This is a genomic window from Nocardia sienata NBRC 100364, from assembly GCF_001613205.1.
GTDB classification, from domain to species: domain Bacteria; phylum Actinomycetota; class Actinomycetes; order Mycobacteriales; family Mycobacteriaceae; genus Nocardia; species Nocardia sienata.
Genome location: NZ_BDBX01000059.1, coordinates 1 through 15670, shown reverse-complemented (window position 1 = coordinate 15670; position 15670 = coordinate 1). Strand labels below are relative to the sequence as shown.

The window sequence follows — 15670 nt, the reverse complement described above, 5'->3', positions numbered from 1 at the left end:
CGGATCATCCGGCCGGCCCTTGTCGTTTCACGCCGTTTTGATCGACCACACCGCGTGGGGGACGGGGAACTCGTTACCGGCCTCGTCGATCGCGATGATCATCACCTGCAATTCCACGCCGATCAGTTCCAGACCCGGTTCCGGCCGGGAGGCGACGGTCAGGGCGCGGGTGTTCGCCGGATGGTCCCGGTAGGAACTGGGCCGCTCGACGACCTCACCGTTCTCGCGGGCATACAGCGGCAGTAGTTCCCAGGGGCTCTCCACGAGAGCGTCCGGCAGCGAGATCTGCAGGGGGTTACCGGCCGGCACGTCGAGATACACGGTTTCGCCCTGCCGGCAGTCCTCCATCCGCACCGTGCAGTAGCGGAACGGCGGCACCGTCACGGTGGTGCCGTGCGCGTAGGCGGTGAGCTCCGGGTCCTTCGGCTCGGCGTCCCGGGCCAGCAGCCAGACCACGCCGGCGGTCGCGGCCACCAGCACCAGGATCCCGGCCAGGGCCAGCGCTAGGGTCGTGCGGGCTTTGTTCGTACTCACCGGGCGGCTTCTCCTCGTGGGGGGTCGTAGTGCGGAAATTCCTGCTCGGCGTGCAGCGGTCGGCGACCGCCGAGACCGGGCAGCAGACTGAACCCGCGGTAGCTCAGCACAGTCTGGACGAGCCCCCCGACCAGTACCGCACTGACCACCGCGAAACCCTTCCAGTAGTCGGTCGGCAGCAGGACTCCGCCCGCGCCGCCGATCACCCAGCTCAGCTGCAGGACGGTTTCGGACCGGCCGAATCCGGAGGCGATCGACTCGGGCGGTAGATCATCCTGGATGGCGGCATCGAGCGAGACCTTCGCCAGGGCGCTCGCCCCGGCGGCGACCAGGGCGGCCACCGCCGCGCCGAGCAGGTTGTCCAGCACCACGGCGAGGACGGCGACAGCCGCGCAGCCGATGGTGCAGTTCACCACGATCAGCGAGGGCCGGCCGAGCCGGAGCCGGGCCCCGGCGGCGTTACCCGCGAAATTACCGACGGCGGCGGCCGCGCCGACCAGCCCGAGCATGGCGGCCTGCTGGACCGGGCGGTGTTCGGTGGCCTTGGCCACGAACGCGACGTAGAAGGTCAGGAACCCGGTGAGCACCCGGATACTGCCGTTACCCCACAGCCCGGTGACGACTGCGCGGCCGAGCGGCTGACGACGTTTGCGGGCCGGTACCGCGGCTTCTTCGGCGGGATCGTAGGCCTCGGTGTCCCCGGCGCGGGCGTGATACCCGAGAGTTGTCGGCACCTCGCCCTCGGTGATCTCCACCCAGCGCGGGATCTTCCAGCTCAGATACGCCCCGCCGACGGCGATACCGGTGGCCAGGATCAGCGCGCCGGTCGAGTCCGCGATCGCCGCGACGGCCGCGGCGAGGCCGCCGGCGCCCAGCGTGCCGCCGACCAGACCGAAAACGGTCAGCCGGGAGTTGGTGCGCACCAGGTCGATATCGGGCGGCAGGACTCTGGGTGTCACCGCGCTCTTGAGCACCGCGAACGATTTGCTGAGCACCATCATGCACAACGCCAGCGGATACAGCACCCAGCTGTCGAAACTGAAGATCAGCACCACCGCCAGCACCGCGCGCACCGCGAACGAGCCGGCCAGCGCCAGCCGCCGGCCGCGCTGGAGCCGGTCCAGCGCCGGCCCGATGAGCGGCGCGATGACCGCGAACGGGGCGATCGTGATCAGCAGATACAGTGCGACCTTCGTTTTGCTCTCCGCGGTCGCGCTGGCGAAGAACAGAGTGTTGGCGAGCGCGACCGCGATCGCGGCGTCCAGCGCGAAATTCGCCATGGTGGCGTAGGTGAGCGCGGTCAACCCGGATTTGTCCGCGCCATCGGCCTCGGCCGCCCGCCGGAAGGTGGCGATACCTTTCTCGGTGATCTCCCGGCCGCGCATCGCGGCCACCCGGGTGACGGTGAGTTTGCGGGGGACACGCCGGCCTTCGTCGTCGTATTCCGTGGCGGCTTCCGCGCTCGGATACTCCTTGGTCGCGGCCGGTTCTTCGTCGCCGTCGGCGTTCGCGGCGGTTCGCCGAGCGCTCGCGCCGCTCGGTTCGGTGCGGTCCCGCGCATCGGCACCGGGGCCCGGCCGATCCCAGGGCTGCGGACTCCCCGCGACGGGGGACGGGCGTCGGCCGGCCGCACCGGACCTACCCGGATCACGCCGTGCGCCGGCGCCGGGGGAGCGATCCGAGCCGGGGGGACGGTGATCCATGGGCGGGCCCGGCCGATAGCGGGCGGTCGACCCCGGTACGGAGTCTCCAGCGGCCGGGGCAGCTCCACCGGTCCGCGGATCGGAGCTGCCCACGGCGGGAACACCCGGGATCGGCCGTTCCCGCTCGCTGCCGGGCCGTCGGGTGTTGCCGGGGGAGAACGCAGTGCCGTTCGCCTCGCCGGCCCGGTGACCGGGGCCCGGCCCGGCCGTCCCCGGCGGGTCCGCCGGTCCGCGGGACCCGCTCAGCGAGCCGAGTATGCGAGCGAAGCGACCCTGCCGCCCCGACGCGCGGTCCCGGGCCTGCGCCGGTGGGATCCGCTGACCACTGCGCGCCGGCTCGGGCGAATAGCCGTCCGGCCACGCGGCGCCGGATCCGTCGGCGGGCAGCGGACGGGTCGGCGGCGGGACGGGACGACGGTTGCCGGGGTCGGGTTCCCGGTTGCGGTGTGGCACGTTCGGCGGGGGGTAGCGGTCGAAACCTGGATGCCGCTGAGGTGGCGCAGACTCGCCGGCGGGCCACTGACCGCGATCGGAACCAGAGGGCTCGCGGGAAGTGGGCACATCATCAATTCTGGCCCACGGTGACGCCCGGCGAACTCCGCCCTGCTCCCAATGGCCGGAAAGTGAGATGTGTCGCTGGACCGCCGCGCCGGTCAGGCCGGGACGAAACGGACCTCGAACATCATGGGCCAGTACTTTCCGGTGAGCAGGAAGCGGTCGCTGCCCGGTATCTGGGCGATTCCGTTGAGCACGTCGGTCTGCGCGCGTTCGGCGGGTGACAGCAATCCGGTGGCGTCGACGACCGCCAGGACACGCCCGGTTTCCGGATCGATCCGCAGGATTTCGTCGGTGGGCCAGGAGTTGGCGTAGACCGACCCGTCCTCTGCGCATTCCAGTTCGTTGAGGCGCGCGTCGGTGTGCGCGGTCAGCGCGACCGACCCGGTAGGCGCGAAGGTCACCGGGTCGCGGAACGTGAGCCCGGCCGATCCGTCGCTCATGACGAGCTGCCCGTCGCGGGTGCACAGACCCCAGCCCTCGCCCTCGTATCGCACCTGGCGTTTTTCGGCCAGTGTCCGCGGGTCGCGGGCGAAGGCGACCCCTTCTTTCCAGGTGAGCTGCCACAGCGTGTCGCCGGCCACGGTGATGCCCTCACCGAAGAAAGGCGGCGGGAGGCGGGTCCGGGCCAGTTCGGCGCCGGTCGCGCGATCGGTCGTGCGCACCCCGGAGAACCCGACCATCCCCGTGCTCTCGTAGAGCACCTCGCCGTCGATCTCCAGCCCCTGCGTGAACGCGCCGAGGTCGTGGCGATGGGTCGCCAGCACCTCGATGTTCAGGCGCGGTACCGCGTCATCGGTGTTCCGGCAGGCGGCCGTGGTGAGCAGGCAGACCAGCGCGGCACCGACCCAGGTTCGCCGAGTGCGCTTCATACGGCAAAATGTAGACCGTGAGCGCAGTATCTGTTTCGGACACCGAGGTGCGGACGATCCTGGCAGGGGCCGTCGACCTGGCTCGTAGTGCGCTCGTGGACCTGGAACCGACCGGGGTCGGAGCGCATCTGGGAGTCCGCGCCGAGGACGAATGTTCGGCGACGCACCGCTTCGAGGCCACGCTGCCCGGCTATCACGGCTGGCAGTGGGCGGTGGTGGTGGCCGCCGCGCCCGGCACCGACCGGGTGACCGTGAGCGAGTCCGCGTTGCTGCCCGGTCCCGACGCGTTGATCGCGCCGGAGTTCGTGCCATGGGAACAGCGCATCCGGCCCGGTGATCTGGCGCCCGGTGATCTGCTGGCCCCGCCCGCCGACGACCCGCGCCTGGTCCCCGGCTACACCGCCACCGGCGACCCCGAGATCGACGAGACGGCCCCCGAGGTGGGCCTCGGCCGTAAACAGGTGCTCAGCCGGGAGGGCCGGGCCGAGGCGGCCGAACGCTGGTACGCCGAGTACGGTCCCGAGACCGAGATGGCCAGGGCCGCGCCCGCCTCCTGCGAGAGTTGTGGCTTCTACCTGCCCCTCGCCGGTGCGTTGCGCGCCTGTTTCGGCGTCTGCGCGAACGCGATGGGCGCCGACGGCCATGTGGTCCACATGGGATACGGCTGCGGCGCGCATTCGGATACCCGGCTGCCGACGGGTGCCGGGTCACCGATCTATCAGGCCTACGACGATGCCGCCGTCGAAGTGGTCGCGGTACCGCCGAAGTCTCCGGAGGCCGGGCGCGGGAGCGAGGCGGCCGCCGAGGCCGACGTCGCGCCGGACGCGGTGGTCCCGGGGCAGGCGGTCGTGGCCGCCCCTTCGGTGAGCGGGGCGGAAGCGGGGGCACCCGAATCGCGGACTGCTGCCGAGGTCGTGAGTCCGGCCGGTAACGATACGACCGAGTCCGCCGCCACAGGTCCGGCTGCGGGCGCCACCGTCGGCCCGGTCACCACGAGTGCCTCCGGCCCGGCCGGCGAGTCGAGTACCGGACCGGCACGTGAATCGGCCGCTGAACCGATTGCCGAGTCGAGCACCGAACCGGCTGCGGAATCCGGTCCCGGGCCGGCTGTCGAGGTGACCGCCCCGGACGCGGGTCCGGTGGAACCCCTCCCCGCCGCGCCGGGGACCGCCGATCCGGCGGCCGAGCGCGAACCGGCGACCACCGACGCGGAACTCGAAACGCGAACCGCCGCCACGGACCGGTCCGCTGAATCGGCCGCCGAGGCGGAGAGCGGCGAGCACGCCGCACCGGAGGCCGGCGACCCGGTCCCCGGCCCCGCCGACAACTGACCGGGCAGTCGGACCCCCACTGTGCGCGGCAGAGCCGGTGCGCCGGGCACGTACGCTGATTCGCGTGAGTGAGACCGGTGCGGTGGGCGATACCTTCGGGCCAGTGGAAACAGATCCCGGCACCGCGGATCCCTTCGGCACGGCCGACCTGCGTGCCGCGGTGCTGGCCGCCTGGCGGGATTCCCCGACTCGGCTGCGCGAGGACGCCACCACCGAGGCGGACCTGGTGCGCGCCGGTTACCGCGATCGCCTGCTGACGGAACTGGCGCAGAACGCGGCGGACGCGGCGGTGAAGGCGGGAGTACCGGGCCGGGTCACTGTACGGTGCACGGGCCGGACCCTCTCGGTCGCCAATACCGGCGCACCGCTGGATATCGCCGGAGTGCACGCGCTGACGGCTCTGCGGGCGTCGGGGAAATCGGGTAGCGGCGGGGAGGCCGGACGATTCGGTGTCGGTTTCACGGCTGTACTGACGATCTCCGACGAACTCGAAATCCGCTCCACCAGTGGGTCGCTGTGCTTCTCCCGGGCGCTGACCCGTGAGGCGTTGCGCGCTTCCGGCGTTTCGGCCCCGGGCGATGGGGACGTACCGGCGCCCCCCGTATTACGCCTCGCCTGGCCGGTGGCCGCGGCCCCGGTCGACGGCGCGGACACCGAGATCGTGCTGTCGCTGCGTGCCGGGATCGACCCGGCCGCACTGCTGGAATCCATGCGGGCCGAGGCGGTGGACCTGCTGCTGGAGTTGCCGGCGCTGCGCGAGATCCGGATCGGTGACGAGGTGGTGCGCGCCGAAACCCGCGATTCTCGGTTCGCGGGAGTACGCGAGTTGCAGATCGGCGGTTCCGGCACCGAACACCTGTGGTGGGAGTTTCGGACCCAGCGGGCGCGCTGGTTGCTGCCGTTGCGCGACGGGGTCCCGGTGCCCGCCGCGCCCGACGTGCTGCGGGCGCCGACCCGTTCGGACGAAGAGCTGTCCCTGCCGGCGGTACTCATCGCGGATATTCCGATGCAACCCGACCGCCGGCGCGTGCTGCCGGGCAATCGTCCGGCCGAACTCGCCGCCGGGTATGCCGATTTCGCCCGCGCGCTGCCCCGGCGGTACCGGCTCGTGCTGGTACCGACTCCGGGATTCGCGCGCAGCGAGACCGATGGGCTCTTGCGTGAGGCGATCCTGCGTGAACTGCGTACCGGCACCTGGCTCCCGGTGGTCGCCGCACCCGCGGACGCCGGGCACGACGAATTCTTCCGGGAAGGCGACGCGGACGACCGGGTGGCCGTACCGGCGCGGGCGAGCGTATTTCCCGATCTCACGCCCGAACTGGCCGGCCTACTGGGTGGTGTGCTCGATCCGCTGGTGGCCCCGGAACTGTCCGGTGCCCGCTACGCCGAGGCACTCGCGGCGCTGGAGGTGCACCGGCTCGGCCCGGCGCGGCTGGCGGAGCTGTCCGCCGGATTGGAACGGCCGCCTGCCTGGTGGTTCGCTTTCTACTCCGCGCTGGAACCGTTCGTCACCGACCCGCTGACGGTGGAAGAACTCGGCGCCCTGGCGGTACCGCTCGCAGACGGGCGGTCGGTGACGGGGCCGCGGACGGTGGTGCTGGACGACGAACTCACGGCGCTGCCCGCGGCGGTTCCGGTGCACTGGGCTCGGCTGGTGCATCCGGACGCGTCGCATCCACTGCTGGCGCGCCTGGGTGCGCAGCGGGCACGGATCGCGGATCTGCTGTCGGATCCCGCCTTACAGGTGGAACTGACCGAGCACCCCGGCGAGCCGGAGACGACCGAGGCGGTACTGCGATTGGCCGCGGCGGCCGATCCCGCCGAACTGCCGGACTGGCTCGGCATGCTCGAACTCCCCGAAAGCTCCGGTGGTACACGCCCGGCCGATGAACTGCTGCTTCCCGATGCCCCTTTGATCGAACTCCTGGTTCCGGATTCGCCGTTCGGGGTGGTCGCGCGGGAGGTGGTCGCCGAATACGGTGCCGACGCGCTGCGGGCGGTCGGTGTCGGATGGGATTTCGGGGTGGTCACCGAAACCGACCCCACCGGTCCCGACCATCACCTCGACGACGAGGAGACCTGGTGGTCCGGCCTCGCCGAGGATCCCGCGGAACTGATCGCGGTACGTGACCTGGATCTGGTGGACGACGCGGCCTGGCCGGAGGCGCTGTGGCGGTTGCTCACCACGGAGCGCACCCGGCCGCTGCTCGGGGACCCGGCCGGGTACACGGCGTGGTGGTTGCGCCACTATGCCCGGATCGACGGCATCGCGCTGGGCGGCTATCGGCATCCGGCGGATACCGAATTCGCCGGGCTGCTGCCGGAACTCCCGATCACCGGCCTGTCCGCGGCCGACCTCGACGCCCTGCGCGGCTGCCTCGCGGCCCCCGCAACCTTGGACCGCGAGCTCGTCGAAATGCTGCTCGCGGCGCTGGCCGACAGCGAGAAGACCCCGGCGCCCGAGGTGGTCGCGCTGGTCCACGCCCGGCTCGGCGCCGCGGTGCCGCGGCTGGAGCTCGGCGCGCTCGACCCGCCCGACCATGTCCGGGCACTGTCCGGAGCGGTGATCGACGCCGGGGACGCCTTGGTGCTGGACCTGCCCTGGTTCGGTCTCGTGGTGCCCGCGGACCGGCTCGTGGTCGCCGATCCGGCGACCGCCGCCGACCTCGCGCTGCTGCTGGATCTACCGTTGGTTTCCGAACAGGTCGAAGCGGAGGTCGTCGGCCGGGGACACGAAACCGATTGGGCGCAGGAGCCGCTGGGTGTGGTGCTGCGCCGGATGTTCGATCTGCCATCGCAGGACGGACCGCTGATCCTGCACGACGAGCTGAGTATCCGGCTGACGGGGGCGGTCGCGCGGACGGTCACCGTGCCGTGGTGGCGGGACGGCACGGCGACCCATGTGCGGCGTCCGGGCCATCCAGCCTGAGTGGGCTATTCCGCGTGCCCGGCCAGCGCCGCGGCGAGCAGATCGAGTTGAGTGCGTACGCTTTCACTGTCGTTGTCGACCAGCCAGCGCAGGACGAGGCCGTCGATCACGCTGAGCGTGAAACGCGAGAGCTGCGCCACCGGAACCGTCCAGGTACTCGCGGTGGCGTCGCGGGCGTGATCGAGGATGTCGGCGACGGTGGAATCGTTGAAGGCGTACTGTTCCCGGGCGATCGCCAGCTTCGCGGGAGTCTGTTCGCCCTCGCGCAGCGCGTAGGTGGTGGTCTCGTAGGTGAGCAGCTGACGTTCGGGTGTGGCTTCGATATTGAGCCACATGAGTTCCAGTCCCGCGCGCAGCAGATCGCGGAGCGCTGTATTACCGCTGCCCGCTTCCTGCCAGACCGATTCGCCCGCGTCCACCGAATCGCGCAGCTCCATCGACAACGCCTTGACCAGCTCGGTCATCAGCGCGTCCTTGTTCTCGAAACAGTAGTGCACCACGCCTAGTGAGACACCCGCCGCCTGAGCGACATCGCGGGTGGTCACCCCCGCGACTCCCTTTTTCTCGGCAAGGCCGATCGCGGCCTCGATAAGGTGGGCCCGTCGTTCTTCGACGCTCAATCGGGAGGACACCTGAGCGAGTTTGGCCCGATAGGACCGAACAGTCAATTCCCCGGGTGGGCAGCAGCAAGCGACCGGGGGCCTCGGTGGACTCCCGGTCGGTGTTTTCCGACGATATCGCCGCCGGTACCGGAGAGCCGGCTTCGACGGTCACAACCCGGTCTGTGCGCCCTTGTCACCGCGCCGGGCGCTGCGGCGTTGTACCGCGAAGATGATGTACCCGAGCAGCCCGACCGCCAAACCCATCAGGCATACCGGGCGAGCCGATTCCCACCGCGGCCCGCTGAGCCAGACCACCGCGGCCGCGACGGCGAACAGCGCGCACCCGAGCGCCAGTACCGGCCGGGGGTCGGTCAGCCACGTGGGGAACTGCGGGAGCTGCGGGTCCATTCGATCAGCGTAACCGCTGTACGCACGCCGATCCGACGTGTGTCACGTATGGTTCACTTTGTGACTACCCACTCGGATGTGCGGGCGCTGGCCAGCGACCTCTCGCTGGCGGTGGTGCGCTTGACGCGGCATCTACGGGGGCGGCGAACGGAATCGCAGATATCGCTGACCCAGCTCTCGGTCCTGGCCACCCTCGGCAACGAGGGCGCGCTGACGCCCGGTGCGCTGGCGGCCAAGGAACGGGTCCAGCCTCCGTCGATGACCCGGGTGATCGCCTCGCTCACCGATCTCGGTCTGGTGGAGCGCAACCCGCATCCGACCGACGGCCGGCAGATCATCGTTTCGCTCTCCACGGCCGGGCACGCGCTGCTCGCCGATGAACGCAGTGCCCGGGAAGCCTGGATGAGCGCCCAGCTCGCGGTTCTGGAACCCGATCAGCTCGACGATCTGCAACGGGCGGTCGCGATCATGAACCAGATCGTCGCCGATTCGGAGTGAATCGGCAGCGGCGTGCTGCCGGCACCCCGCCTCCTTCGCACCGGCGATCATCCGCCACACCCTGCGCCGCGACCTCAGCGCGCCGCGAACGGCCGGTCACTGTCGACGATTTCGCGGCCCAGCGGGAACAGGGCGAGCGGAATCAGTTTGAGGTTCGCCCAGGCGAACGGAATACCGATGATCGTGCAGGCCAGGGCGATGCTGGTACCCAGATGCCCCAGGGCCAGCCACCAGCCGGCGACCACGAACCAGATGATGTTGCCCAGCAGCGCGCCCGCGCCGGCTCCCGGTTTCTCGACGGTGGTGCGGCCGAACGGCCACAGCATGTAGACGCCGTTGCGCAGCGCGGCGACCCCGAACGGGATCGTGATGATGAGGACGAAGCAGATCAGAGCGGCCAGGAAATAGCCCAGCGCCATCCAGAACCCCGCGAGGACGAGCCACAGGATATTGAGCAGGAGCTGGATCGGCTTCATATTTCGAGCATGCCCTAAAGCTGCGCCGAGCGCACCCACCACGGACCGCCGGTGGCGGGTGTTGGCAGGATGGGCGCCGTGGCCGTGGTTCTCGAGGTGGACAGTGTGGACGATCCGCGGGTCGACGATTTCCGCGATCTGAAGGCCGCCGATCGCAGACCCGATCGGCCCGGCGGCAAAGGACTGGTCATCGCGGAGGGAACCGTGGTGGTGCGGCGGATGCTGGATTCGCCTTTCCGGCCGCACGCGTTGCTCGGCGTGGACAAACGGTGGCGGGAACTCGCCCCCGAACTCGCGGGGGTGGAGGTGCCGTTCTACCGGGCCTCCGCGGAAGTGATGGCCGAGGTGGTCGGGTTCCATCTCAACCGCGGTGTGCTGGCGGTGGCGCACCGGCCGCCCGAACGCGATTTCGACGAGACCATCGCCGCCGCCACCACCGTGGCGGTGCTCGAAGGCGTGAACGACCACGAAAACCTCGGGTCGATGTTCCGCAATGCGGCCGGTCTGGGAGTGGACGCGATCCTGTTCGGCGATCGTTGCGCGGATCCGCTGTACCGTCGGTCCGTGCGGGTTTCGATGGGACATGCGCTGCGGGTGCCCTTCGCCCGGGTACCGGAGTGGCCGCGCGGGCTCGACCGGCTGCGAAACCGGGGTTTCCAGGTGGCGGCCCTGACCCCGGACCCGGCGGCGCCGACGCTGGCCGCCGCGCTCACCGGCGACCGGGTGGCGCTGTTGCTGGGTGCCGAGGGGCCCGGCCTGACCGTGGAAGCCATGGCCGCGGCGGATGTGCGGGCCCGGATACCGATGTCGGCGGGAACCGATTCGCTGAACGTGGCGACCGCGGCGGCAATGGCGTTCTACGAGCGGGTGCGGGCATCGTGACCCCGGCGCCCGGTGGCCCCGGCCGGCGGGTCCGCCCGCCCGGTGCACCCACCCCGTGGGCGGCGGGTATCACGGTCGCCGTTCTGGTGGCGGCGCTGACCGCGGTCGGTGTATTCGCCTTCGGGGCCGCACTGGCCCGGGTACACCCCGTGCTGTCGCTGGCGGTGAATCTGGTCGCGGTCGGCGGGGTTGCGCCCACCGTATGGCGCTGGCGGGCGCGCCCGGTGACCCGCTGGGTGCTGGCCGGGGCGAGTACGGGAGTGGCGCTGGCCTGGGTCGGCTTGCTGTTCGCGGCGTGACCGAGCCCGAGCTACTGGTCGGCGCCCACCGCGGCTTCGTGGCCGCGTAACCAGGACAGCAGGCCCTTGCGTTCGTGCGCGACCCGATTCTGCGGCTGCGGCGGTTGTGGATCGTCCACGCGATCTCCATGGGGACGTAACCGGAAAACACAGACCCGGATGTCTTCGGGGTCCACCGGGCGGGCGTCGGCCGCGATCGCACGATCCGCGGTGGCGGCAGGGAAATACCGGAATCCCAGCCATTCGCGGTTGGCGGTGTCGGCGAAACGGGGCGGATCGAAAGGCAGCACCAGCGGATCAGGTAGTTCGCCGGGCCGCCAGGCGATGGGATGCTCACCCGCCCAGTGCGGCCGCTCCCAGATATGAGGCAGGCCGTGGTCCTGCAGAATGTTGAGCCGGGTGGAACTGAACGCTCGCCGCAGTTCGCCGCGTTCCCAGTGCGCGAACGCACCCCAGCCGTACTCGAGATCGAACGACACCAGATAGGTGTGCTCTTCGGCGAGCGGCCGCACCAGCAGCTCCGGTATGGCGGTCGGCTGTACTCGGGCGGCGTAGGAACTGCACAGCAGAGTGAGTCCGGGATAGCTGCCGATATAGACCTCGTCGGCGTCCGGGCCGCCGGAATCGCCGAGAGTGACCGATGCGGCGGCTTCTACGTCCAGGTCGGGATGAAGTTGCCGGGCCAGCGCGTAGGCCGCGTCCGGGTCGGGGTCGGGGTCGGCGCGTAGCACCGCCGGCGGGTCGGGGGTATCGACGTACCACACGGATGAAACCTTGGACAGCATCGGTCCACCTCCGATAGCGCACGAAACCAGGTCGCGAACTTCTCGGCGCAACTGCTGTCGTCGTCCGGGCCGGCCCGGAATCATCGGACGGCGTCGCCGTATACACCGAACTTACTCGCGCAAACGGATGATCCGGGCGGTTGCGCGGGGTAACACGCCGGTCCGCAGCGGTCAGTGACCCGAACTGCGAACGCCGAGCAGTACATCCTCCCAGGACGGCATGGGCGCTTTGCCGCGCTTGGTGCGGGCCGCCGGTTTCGCGGCTTTGGCGGCAGGCTTCTTCGCCGCCGGCTTCGCAGCGGGCGGTTCGGATTCGTCTGCTGCTGCGGTCGGCTCTTCGGTGGCCGCCTCCGATGTATCGGCCTCGGTGGGCGCCGGAGCAGCGGTGATCTCGGCAACGGCCGGGATGGCGGTTTCCGCCGGGGCCGCTGCGGCTTCCGGGTCGGAAGCCGGTTCGGCGGCGGCCGCGGGCGCGGGCTGCGGCACCTCCACAGGGGCGGGTGCGGCGGGCGCGGTCGCCAGTGGAGCCGGTTCGGGCGCGACGGCTGCGGGGGCCGGTTCGGGCGCCGGCGAAACGAGTTCGGTGGCAGCGGCTTCGGCCGGTGTATGCGGCAATTCGGCCGCCGGGGCGGGAGCCGCGGGCGGTGCTGCCGCCGGGGCGGGCGCGGGCCGCGGTGTCGCGGGGTGAGCCGGTTCGGCGGGGACCGGATACGTCTCGGCCGGTGCGCGGTAGGTATCCGCAGGGGGCCGGTAGGTATCCGCCGGGGGGCGGTAGGTATCCGCCGGGGGGCGGTAGGTATCCGCCGGGGGGCGGTAGGTTTCGGCGGGGGCGTTCGCCGCCGGGGTGCCCGCGGGCAACGCCGTACCACCCGGTCGGGTGCTGCCGGGGGAGAGCGGGGTCGCGGTCGCGGGCAGCGGTGTCGTACCACCGGCGGCGACTGCGCGCTGCTCGTAGTAGTCATCGACAGCGGCGGCCCGGGCGGGTTCACGCCGCGGCTCGGCCACCGGTTCGGGCGCGGCCGCCGGTTCGGATTCGACCGGCAGGATCGAGGCGAGACCACGCAGCGCGCGACCGAAATCCGGATCGATCAGATCGGTGGCCGGATCGTCGAGCGGGGAAACGCTGCCGCCGTGCGCGTCCGGCTGATAGCGCCAGTGCGCGGCGATCTCCGAACGACCGTTCTGCCACTGCAACTGGGCGACCCAGAAGCCTTTCTCGTCTTTCCAGGCATCCCATTCGGCGTTGTCGAGGGTATGCCCGCGTGCGGTGAAAGCGGCGGTCACCACATCGATCAGGATCTCCACGGCCGGGCCGTCCGGGCGGATGGGATGCGCCTTCTGCGCGAGTTCGGCTGCGCGGGCCCGCTCCAGCAGTACCGGATAGGCGAACCGCTCCACCCGGCTCACCGGCATACCGGATTCCTGTGTCACCTGCTCGACCGACGCGCCGGCACGGATTCGAGCCTGGATATCGCGAGGACGCATAGTTGCTTCCATTTCGATCTCGATCTGGCCGAATCGGGCAAGGTCGCCGCGGGCGGCGGCACGAAGTTTGTCGTCGGCGGGAAGCCGGAATTTCTGACCACTTTCGGTGTCGACGCACACGATGTGGGCGGAGTCGGGCGTCACCCCGATCACTCGAAGTTCACGCACCGTAACCTCCTTATCGCGTCGCTCGCGATACCGCCCACGTTCTGGAACAGTAGTGCACTTCTGGGATTCGTGTGGCAAGACACGCGGCATCGAAATGTACCCTGCGGCCGTCATCTACCGCTAATCTGCTCTATTCCCTTGTGTATCAAGTTGATTCCGTAAGACGTCGGCGGGCCCGTCGCGCGACACGCGCGACGGGCCCGAACCCGCAGGTGATCTCGCCTCAGCCGAGGTTTTCCACGACCCAATCGATGCAGCGGGTCAACTGCCCGACATCCTCGGGGTCGATCGCCGGGAACATCCCGACGCGCAATTGGTTACGGCCCAATTTGCGGTACGGCTCGGTGTCGACGATGCCGTTGGCCCGCAGCGTCTTGGCCACCGCGGCGGCGTCCACCGAGTCCGCGAAATCGATGGTGCCCACCACTTGCGACCGGTGCGCCGGATCGGTGACGAACGGGGTGGCGAATTCGCTGGCCTCGGCCCACGCGTACAGCCGCGACGAAGAATCCAGAGTCCGCTTCACCGCCCAGTCCAGACCGCCGTTGCGGTTGAGCCAATCGATCTGGTCGGCGAACAGCAGCAGGGTCGCCAGGGCCGGGGTGTTGTAGGTCTGGTCCTTGAGACTGTTCTCGATGGCGATCGGCAGTGAAAGGAAGTCCGGAGTCCAGCGACCGGATTCCTTGATCTCGGCCACCCGCGCCAGCGCGGCCGGGCTCATGAGCGCGATCCACAGTCCGCCGTCGGCGGCGAAACATTTCTGCGGGGCGAAGTAGTAGACATCGGCATCGGCGATGTTCACCGGCAGCCCGCCCGCGCCGGAGGTGGCGTCGATGGCGATGAGCGCGTTCTCCGAACCGGCCGGCCGCTGCACGGGCACGGAGACACCGGTGGAAGTCTCGTTGTGCGCCCAGCCGATCAGGTCGGCGGCGGGGTCGGCGACCGGCTCCGGCGCGCTGCCCGGATCGGCGGAGACGACGATCGGGTCGCCGAGGAAGGGGTTCTTCTTGGTGACACTGGCGAACTTGGCGCTGAACTCGCCGTAGGTCAGGTGCAGGGAACGCTCGCGGACCAGGCCGAACGCGGCAGCGTCCCAGAACGCGGTGGTGCCGCCGTTACCGAGGACGACCTCATAGCCCTCGGGGAGGGAGAACAGGTCCCGTAACCCGGAGCGCACCCGGGCCACCACATCTTTGACCGGTTTCTGCCGATGGCTGGTGCCGAATACCGAGGCACCCACCTCCACCAGGGACTGCAGCTGCTCCGGGCGAACCTTGGACGGCCCGCAGCCGAAACGACCGTCGGCGGGCAAGAGGTCTTCGGGGATGGTCGGGAACGCACTGGTCATGGCGAACAGCGTAGCCGCGCCGTTGCTGTGCCGCGTACCACACTCCGGCTAACGTGAACGGGTATGAGCATGCGGTCGTCGAGGGGCGCTGCCGGGGGTGGATCCGGTGACAGCCGTGCGCGGGGCCGGAGGGAACTCCCGGGTTCGCCCGGGTCGCTCGCCCGGTTACGCGACCTGCTTCCGCGCCGCTTCCGGCGGCGCGGCGAATCCCCCACCGGACCCGATCGCCGGGACCTGCTGGCCACCGGAACGGCGGGTTCGGCGACCGTGCTGGCGGCCGGCACCCGCCGGGCCGAACCCGGCTACACCTTCCGCGTCCGCGTCCGGCTGCCCGGCCTGCCGCCGTACGAGGCCCAGGTGCACCAGCGGGTCTCCGGCGCCGAACTGGACCGTATGCGGCCCGGTGACCTGGTGTGCTGCCGGGTCGACCCCGGGGACCGCGACCGCATGGTGCTGTATCTCCCCGGCGATACCGACCCCGGCCGGGCCGGTCTGACCAAGATCCTCGCCGAGGGGCGCCGCGCCGAGGCCACCGTCCTCGCGGTGACCGCCGTGGATGCCGACTATTGCGGCTGCGACGACCCGGTCCTGCGCCTGGACCTGGAACTACGTGCCTGGGACGAACCCGGCCCCTGGCGCGTCAGAGTGGTCCAATCGGTCCCCTTGGCCGCGATCGGCCACTTGGACCTCGGCGCCAAACTACAAGCAGCCTTCTTCGCCGTGGACGCCGGAGAATCGGTGGCCATCGATTGGGAAGCCGAACCCGAACGAACCTGAGCTGTGTTTATTGGCGCG

15 protein-coding genes are annotated in these 15670 nt (G+C 70.4%); 6 read left to right on the top strand and 9 right to left on the bottom strand.

The genetic code is table 11. The features are described from left to right. Nucleotides 1-27: 27 nt before the first annotated feature. The 3 genes from NS4_RS27345 to NS4_RS27335 form a co-directional block, all read right to left on the bottom strand. On the bottom strand, nucleotides 28-534 hold the full coding sequence (locus NS4_RS27345; protein ID WP_084487783.1) for a DUF2771 domain-containing protein: 507 nt from the start codon (nucleotides 532-534) through the stop codon (nucleotides 28-30). Next, nucleotides 531-2237 carry an MFS transporter gene (locus tag NS4_RS27340; RefSeq protein WP_084487786.1) on the bottom strand — a complete coding sequence of 569 codons (1707 nt, stop codon included), beginning with the start codon at nucleotides 2235-2237 and terminating at the stop codon, nucleotides 531-533. Before NS4_RS27340 ends, NS4_RS27345 begins: the two co-directional genes overlap by 4 nt. 653 nt (nucleotides 2238-2890) lie before the next feature. Beyond that, the gene (locus NS4_RS27335) at nucleotides 2891-3664 is read right to left on the bottom strand and encodes a glutaminyl-peptide cyclotransferase (protein WP_063062370.1); all 774 of its coding nucleotides are present in this window, start codon (nucleotides 3662-3664) and stop codon (nucleotides 2891-2893) included. Nucleotides 3665-3681: 17 nt separating this feature from the next. Between NS4_RS27335 and NS4_RS31770 the strand changes: the two genes are divergently transcribed. Next, entirely contained in the window at nucleotides 3682-4995 is a 1314-nt protein-coding gene (locus NS4_RS31770; protein ID WP_157106284.1) for a DUF3027 domain-containing protein, read from the top strand. A gap of 160 nt (nucleotides 4996-5155) precedes the next feature. After that, the gene (locus NS4_RS27325) at nucleotides 5156-7924 is read left to right on the top strand and encodes a sacsin N-terminal ATP-binding-like domain-containing protein (RefSeq protein ID WP_157106285.1); all 2769 of its coding nucleotides are present in this window, start codon (nucleotides 5156-5158) and stop codon (nucleotides 7922-7924) included. Nucleotides 7925-7929: 5 nt separating this feature from the next. Here the strand turns inward: NS4_RS27325 and NS4_RS27320 are convergent, their stop codons facing one another. Together NS4_RS27320 and NS4_RS27315 are read right to left on the bottom strand one after the other, a co-directional pair. Beyond that, entirely contained in the window at nucleotides 7930-8556 is a 627-nt protein-coding gene (locus tag NS4_RS27320; RefSeq protein ID WP_084487782.1) for a TetR/AcrR family transcriptional regulator, read from the bottom strand. A 138-nt stretch (nucleotides 8557-8694) separates the two neighbouring features. Beyond that, complete coding sequence (locus NS4_RS27315; protein ID WP_063062368.1) at nucleotides 8695-8934, bottom strand: DUF2530 domain-containing protein; 240 nt, start codon at nucleotides 8932-8934, stop codon at nucleotides 8695-8697. A 48-nt stretch (nucleotides 8935-8982) separates the two neighbouring features. Here NS4_RS27315 and NS4_RS27310 point away from each other — a divergent pair, with 48 nt between their 5' ends. After that, entirely contained in the window at nucleotides 8983-9432 is a 450-nt protein-coding gene (locus tag NS4_RS27310) for a MarR family winged helix-turn-helix transcriptional regulator (RefSeq protein WP_063062367.1), read from the top strand. A gap of 74 nt (nucleotides 9433-9506) precedes the next feature. On the opposite strand, the gene NS4_RS27305 is transcribed toward NS4_RS27310, so the two are convergent. Further along, entirely contained in the window at nucleotides 9507-9908 is a 402-nt protein-coding gene (locus NS4_RS27305; RefSeq protein ID WP_030522800.1) for a YccF domain-containing protein, read from the bottom strand. 78 nt (nucleotides 9909-9986) lie between these two features. Between NS4_RS27305 and NS4_RS27300 the strand changes: the two genes are divergently transcribed. Together NS4_RS27300 and NS4_RS27295 are read left to right on the top strand one after the other, a co-directional pair. Continuing rightward, nucleotides 9987-10790 (top strand): TrmH family RNA methyltransferase, encoded by an 804-nt coding sequence (locus NS4_RS27300; protein ID WP_157106283.1) that lies wholly within the window; start codon nucleotides 9987-9989, stop codon nucleotides 10788-10790. Then, complete coding sequence (locus NS4_RS27295) at nucleotides 10787-11089, top strand: DUF2537 domain-containing protein (protein ID WP_063062365.1); 303 nt, start codon at nucleotides 10787-10789, stop codon at nucleotides 11087-11089. The genes NS4_RS27300 and NS4_RS27295 overlap by 4 nt, the downstream gene beginning before the upstream one ends. 11 nt (nucleotides 11090-11100) lie before the next feature. Here NS4_RS27295 and NS4_RS27290 read toward each other — a convergent pair whose 3' ends face one another. The 3 genes from NS4_RS27290 to serC all read right to left on the bottom strand — a co-directional run bounded on the left by NS4_RS27290 (nucleotide 11101) and on the right by serC (nucleotide 14875). After that, the gene (locus NS4_RS27290) at nucleotides 11101-11853 is read right to left on the bottom strand and encodes a DUF6928 family protein (protein ID WP_157106282.1); all 753 of its coding nucleotides are present in this window, start codon (nucleotides 11851-11853) and stop codon (nucleotides 11101-11103) included. A gap of 192 nt (nucleotides 11854-12045) precedes the next feature. Then, nucleotides 12046-13527 carry a septation protein SepH gene (gene sepH, locus NS4_RS33560; RefSeq protein WP_245665776.1) on the bottom strand — a complete coding sequence of 494 codons (1482 nt, stop codon included), beginning with the start codon at nucleotides 13525-13527 and terminating at the stop codon, nucleotides 12046-12048. A 223-nt stretch (nucleotides 13528-13750) separates the two neighbouring features. Continuing rightward, entirely contained in the window at nucleotides 13751-14875 is a 1125-nt protein-coding gene (serC, locus tag NS4_RS27280) for a phosphoserine transaminase (protein WP_063062362.1), read from the bottom strand. A gap of 63 nt (nucleotides 14876-14938) precedes the next feature. Here serC and NS4_RS27275 point away from each other — a divergent pair, with 63 nt between their 5' ends. Then, on the top strand, nucleotides 14939-15652 hold the full coding sequence (locus tag NS4_RS27275; protein WP_245665774.1) for a hypothetical protein: 714 nt from the start codon (nucleotides 14939-14941) through the stop codon (nucleotides 15650-15652). Nucleotides 15653-15670 lie beyond the last annotated feature (18 nt).

What these genes read in the sequence shown, in the direction of transcription:
- NS4_RS27310 (WP_063062367.1), top strand. Translation starts at nt 8,983, where the DNA reads ATGGTTCACTTTGTGACTACCCACTCGGATGTGCGGGCGCTGGCCAGC.
- NS4_RS27315 (WP_063062368.1), bottom strand. Translation starts at nt 8,934, where the DNA reads ATGGACCCGCAGCTCCCGCAGTTCCCCACGTGGCTGACCGACCCCCGG.
- serC (WP_063062362.1), bottom strand. Translation starts at nt 14,875, where the DNA reads ATGACCAGTGCGTTCCCGACCATCCCCGAAGACCTCTTGCCCGCCGAC.
- NS4_RS27340 (WP_084487786.1), bottom strand. Translation starts at nt 2,237, where the DNA reads ATGGATCACCGTCCCCCCGGCTCGGATCGCTCCCCCGGCGCCGGCGCA.
- NS4_RS27305 (WP_030522800.1), bottom strand. Translation starts at nt 9,908, where the DNA reads ATGAAGCCGATCCAGCTCCTGCTCAATATCCTGTGGCTCGTCCTCGCG.
- NS4_RS27335 (WP_063062370.1), bottom strand. Translation starts at nt 3,664, where the DNA reads ATGAAGCGCACTCGGCGAACCTGGGTCGGTGCCGCGCTGGTCTGCCTG.
- NS4_RS27275 (WP_245665774.1), top strand. Translation starts at nt 14,939, where the DNA reads ATGAGCATGCGGTCGTCGAGGGGCGCTGCCGGGGGTGGATCCGGTGAC.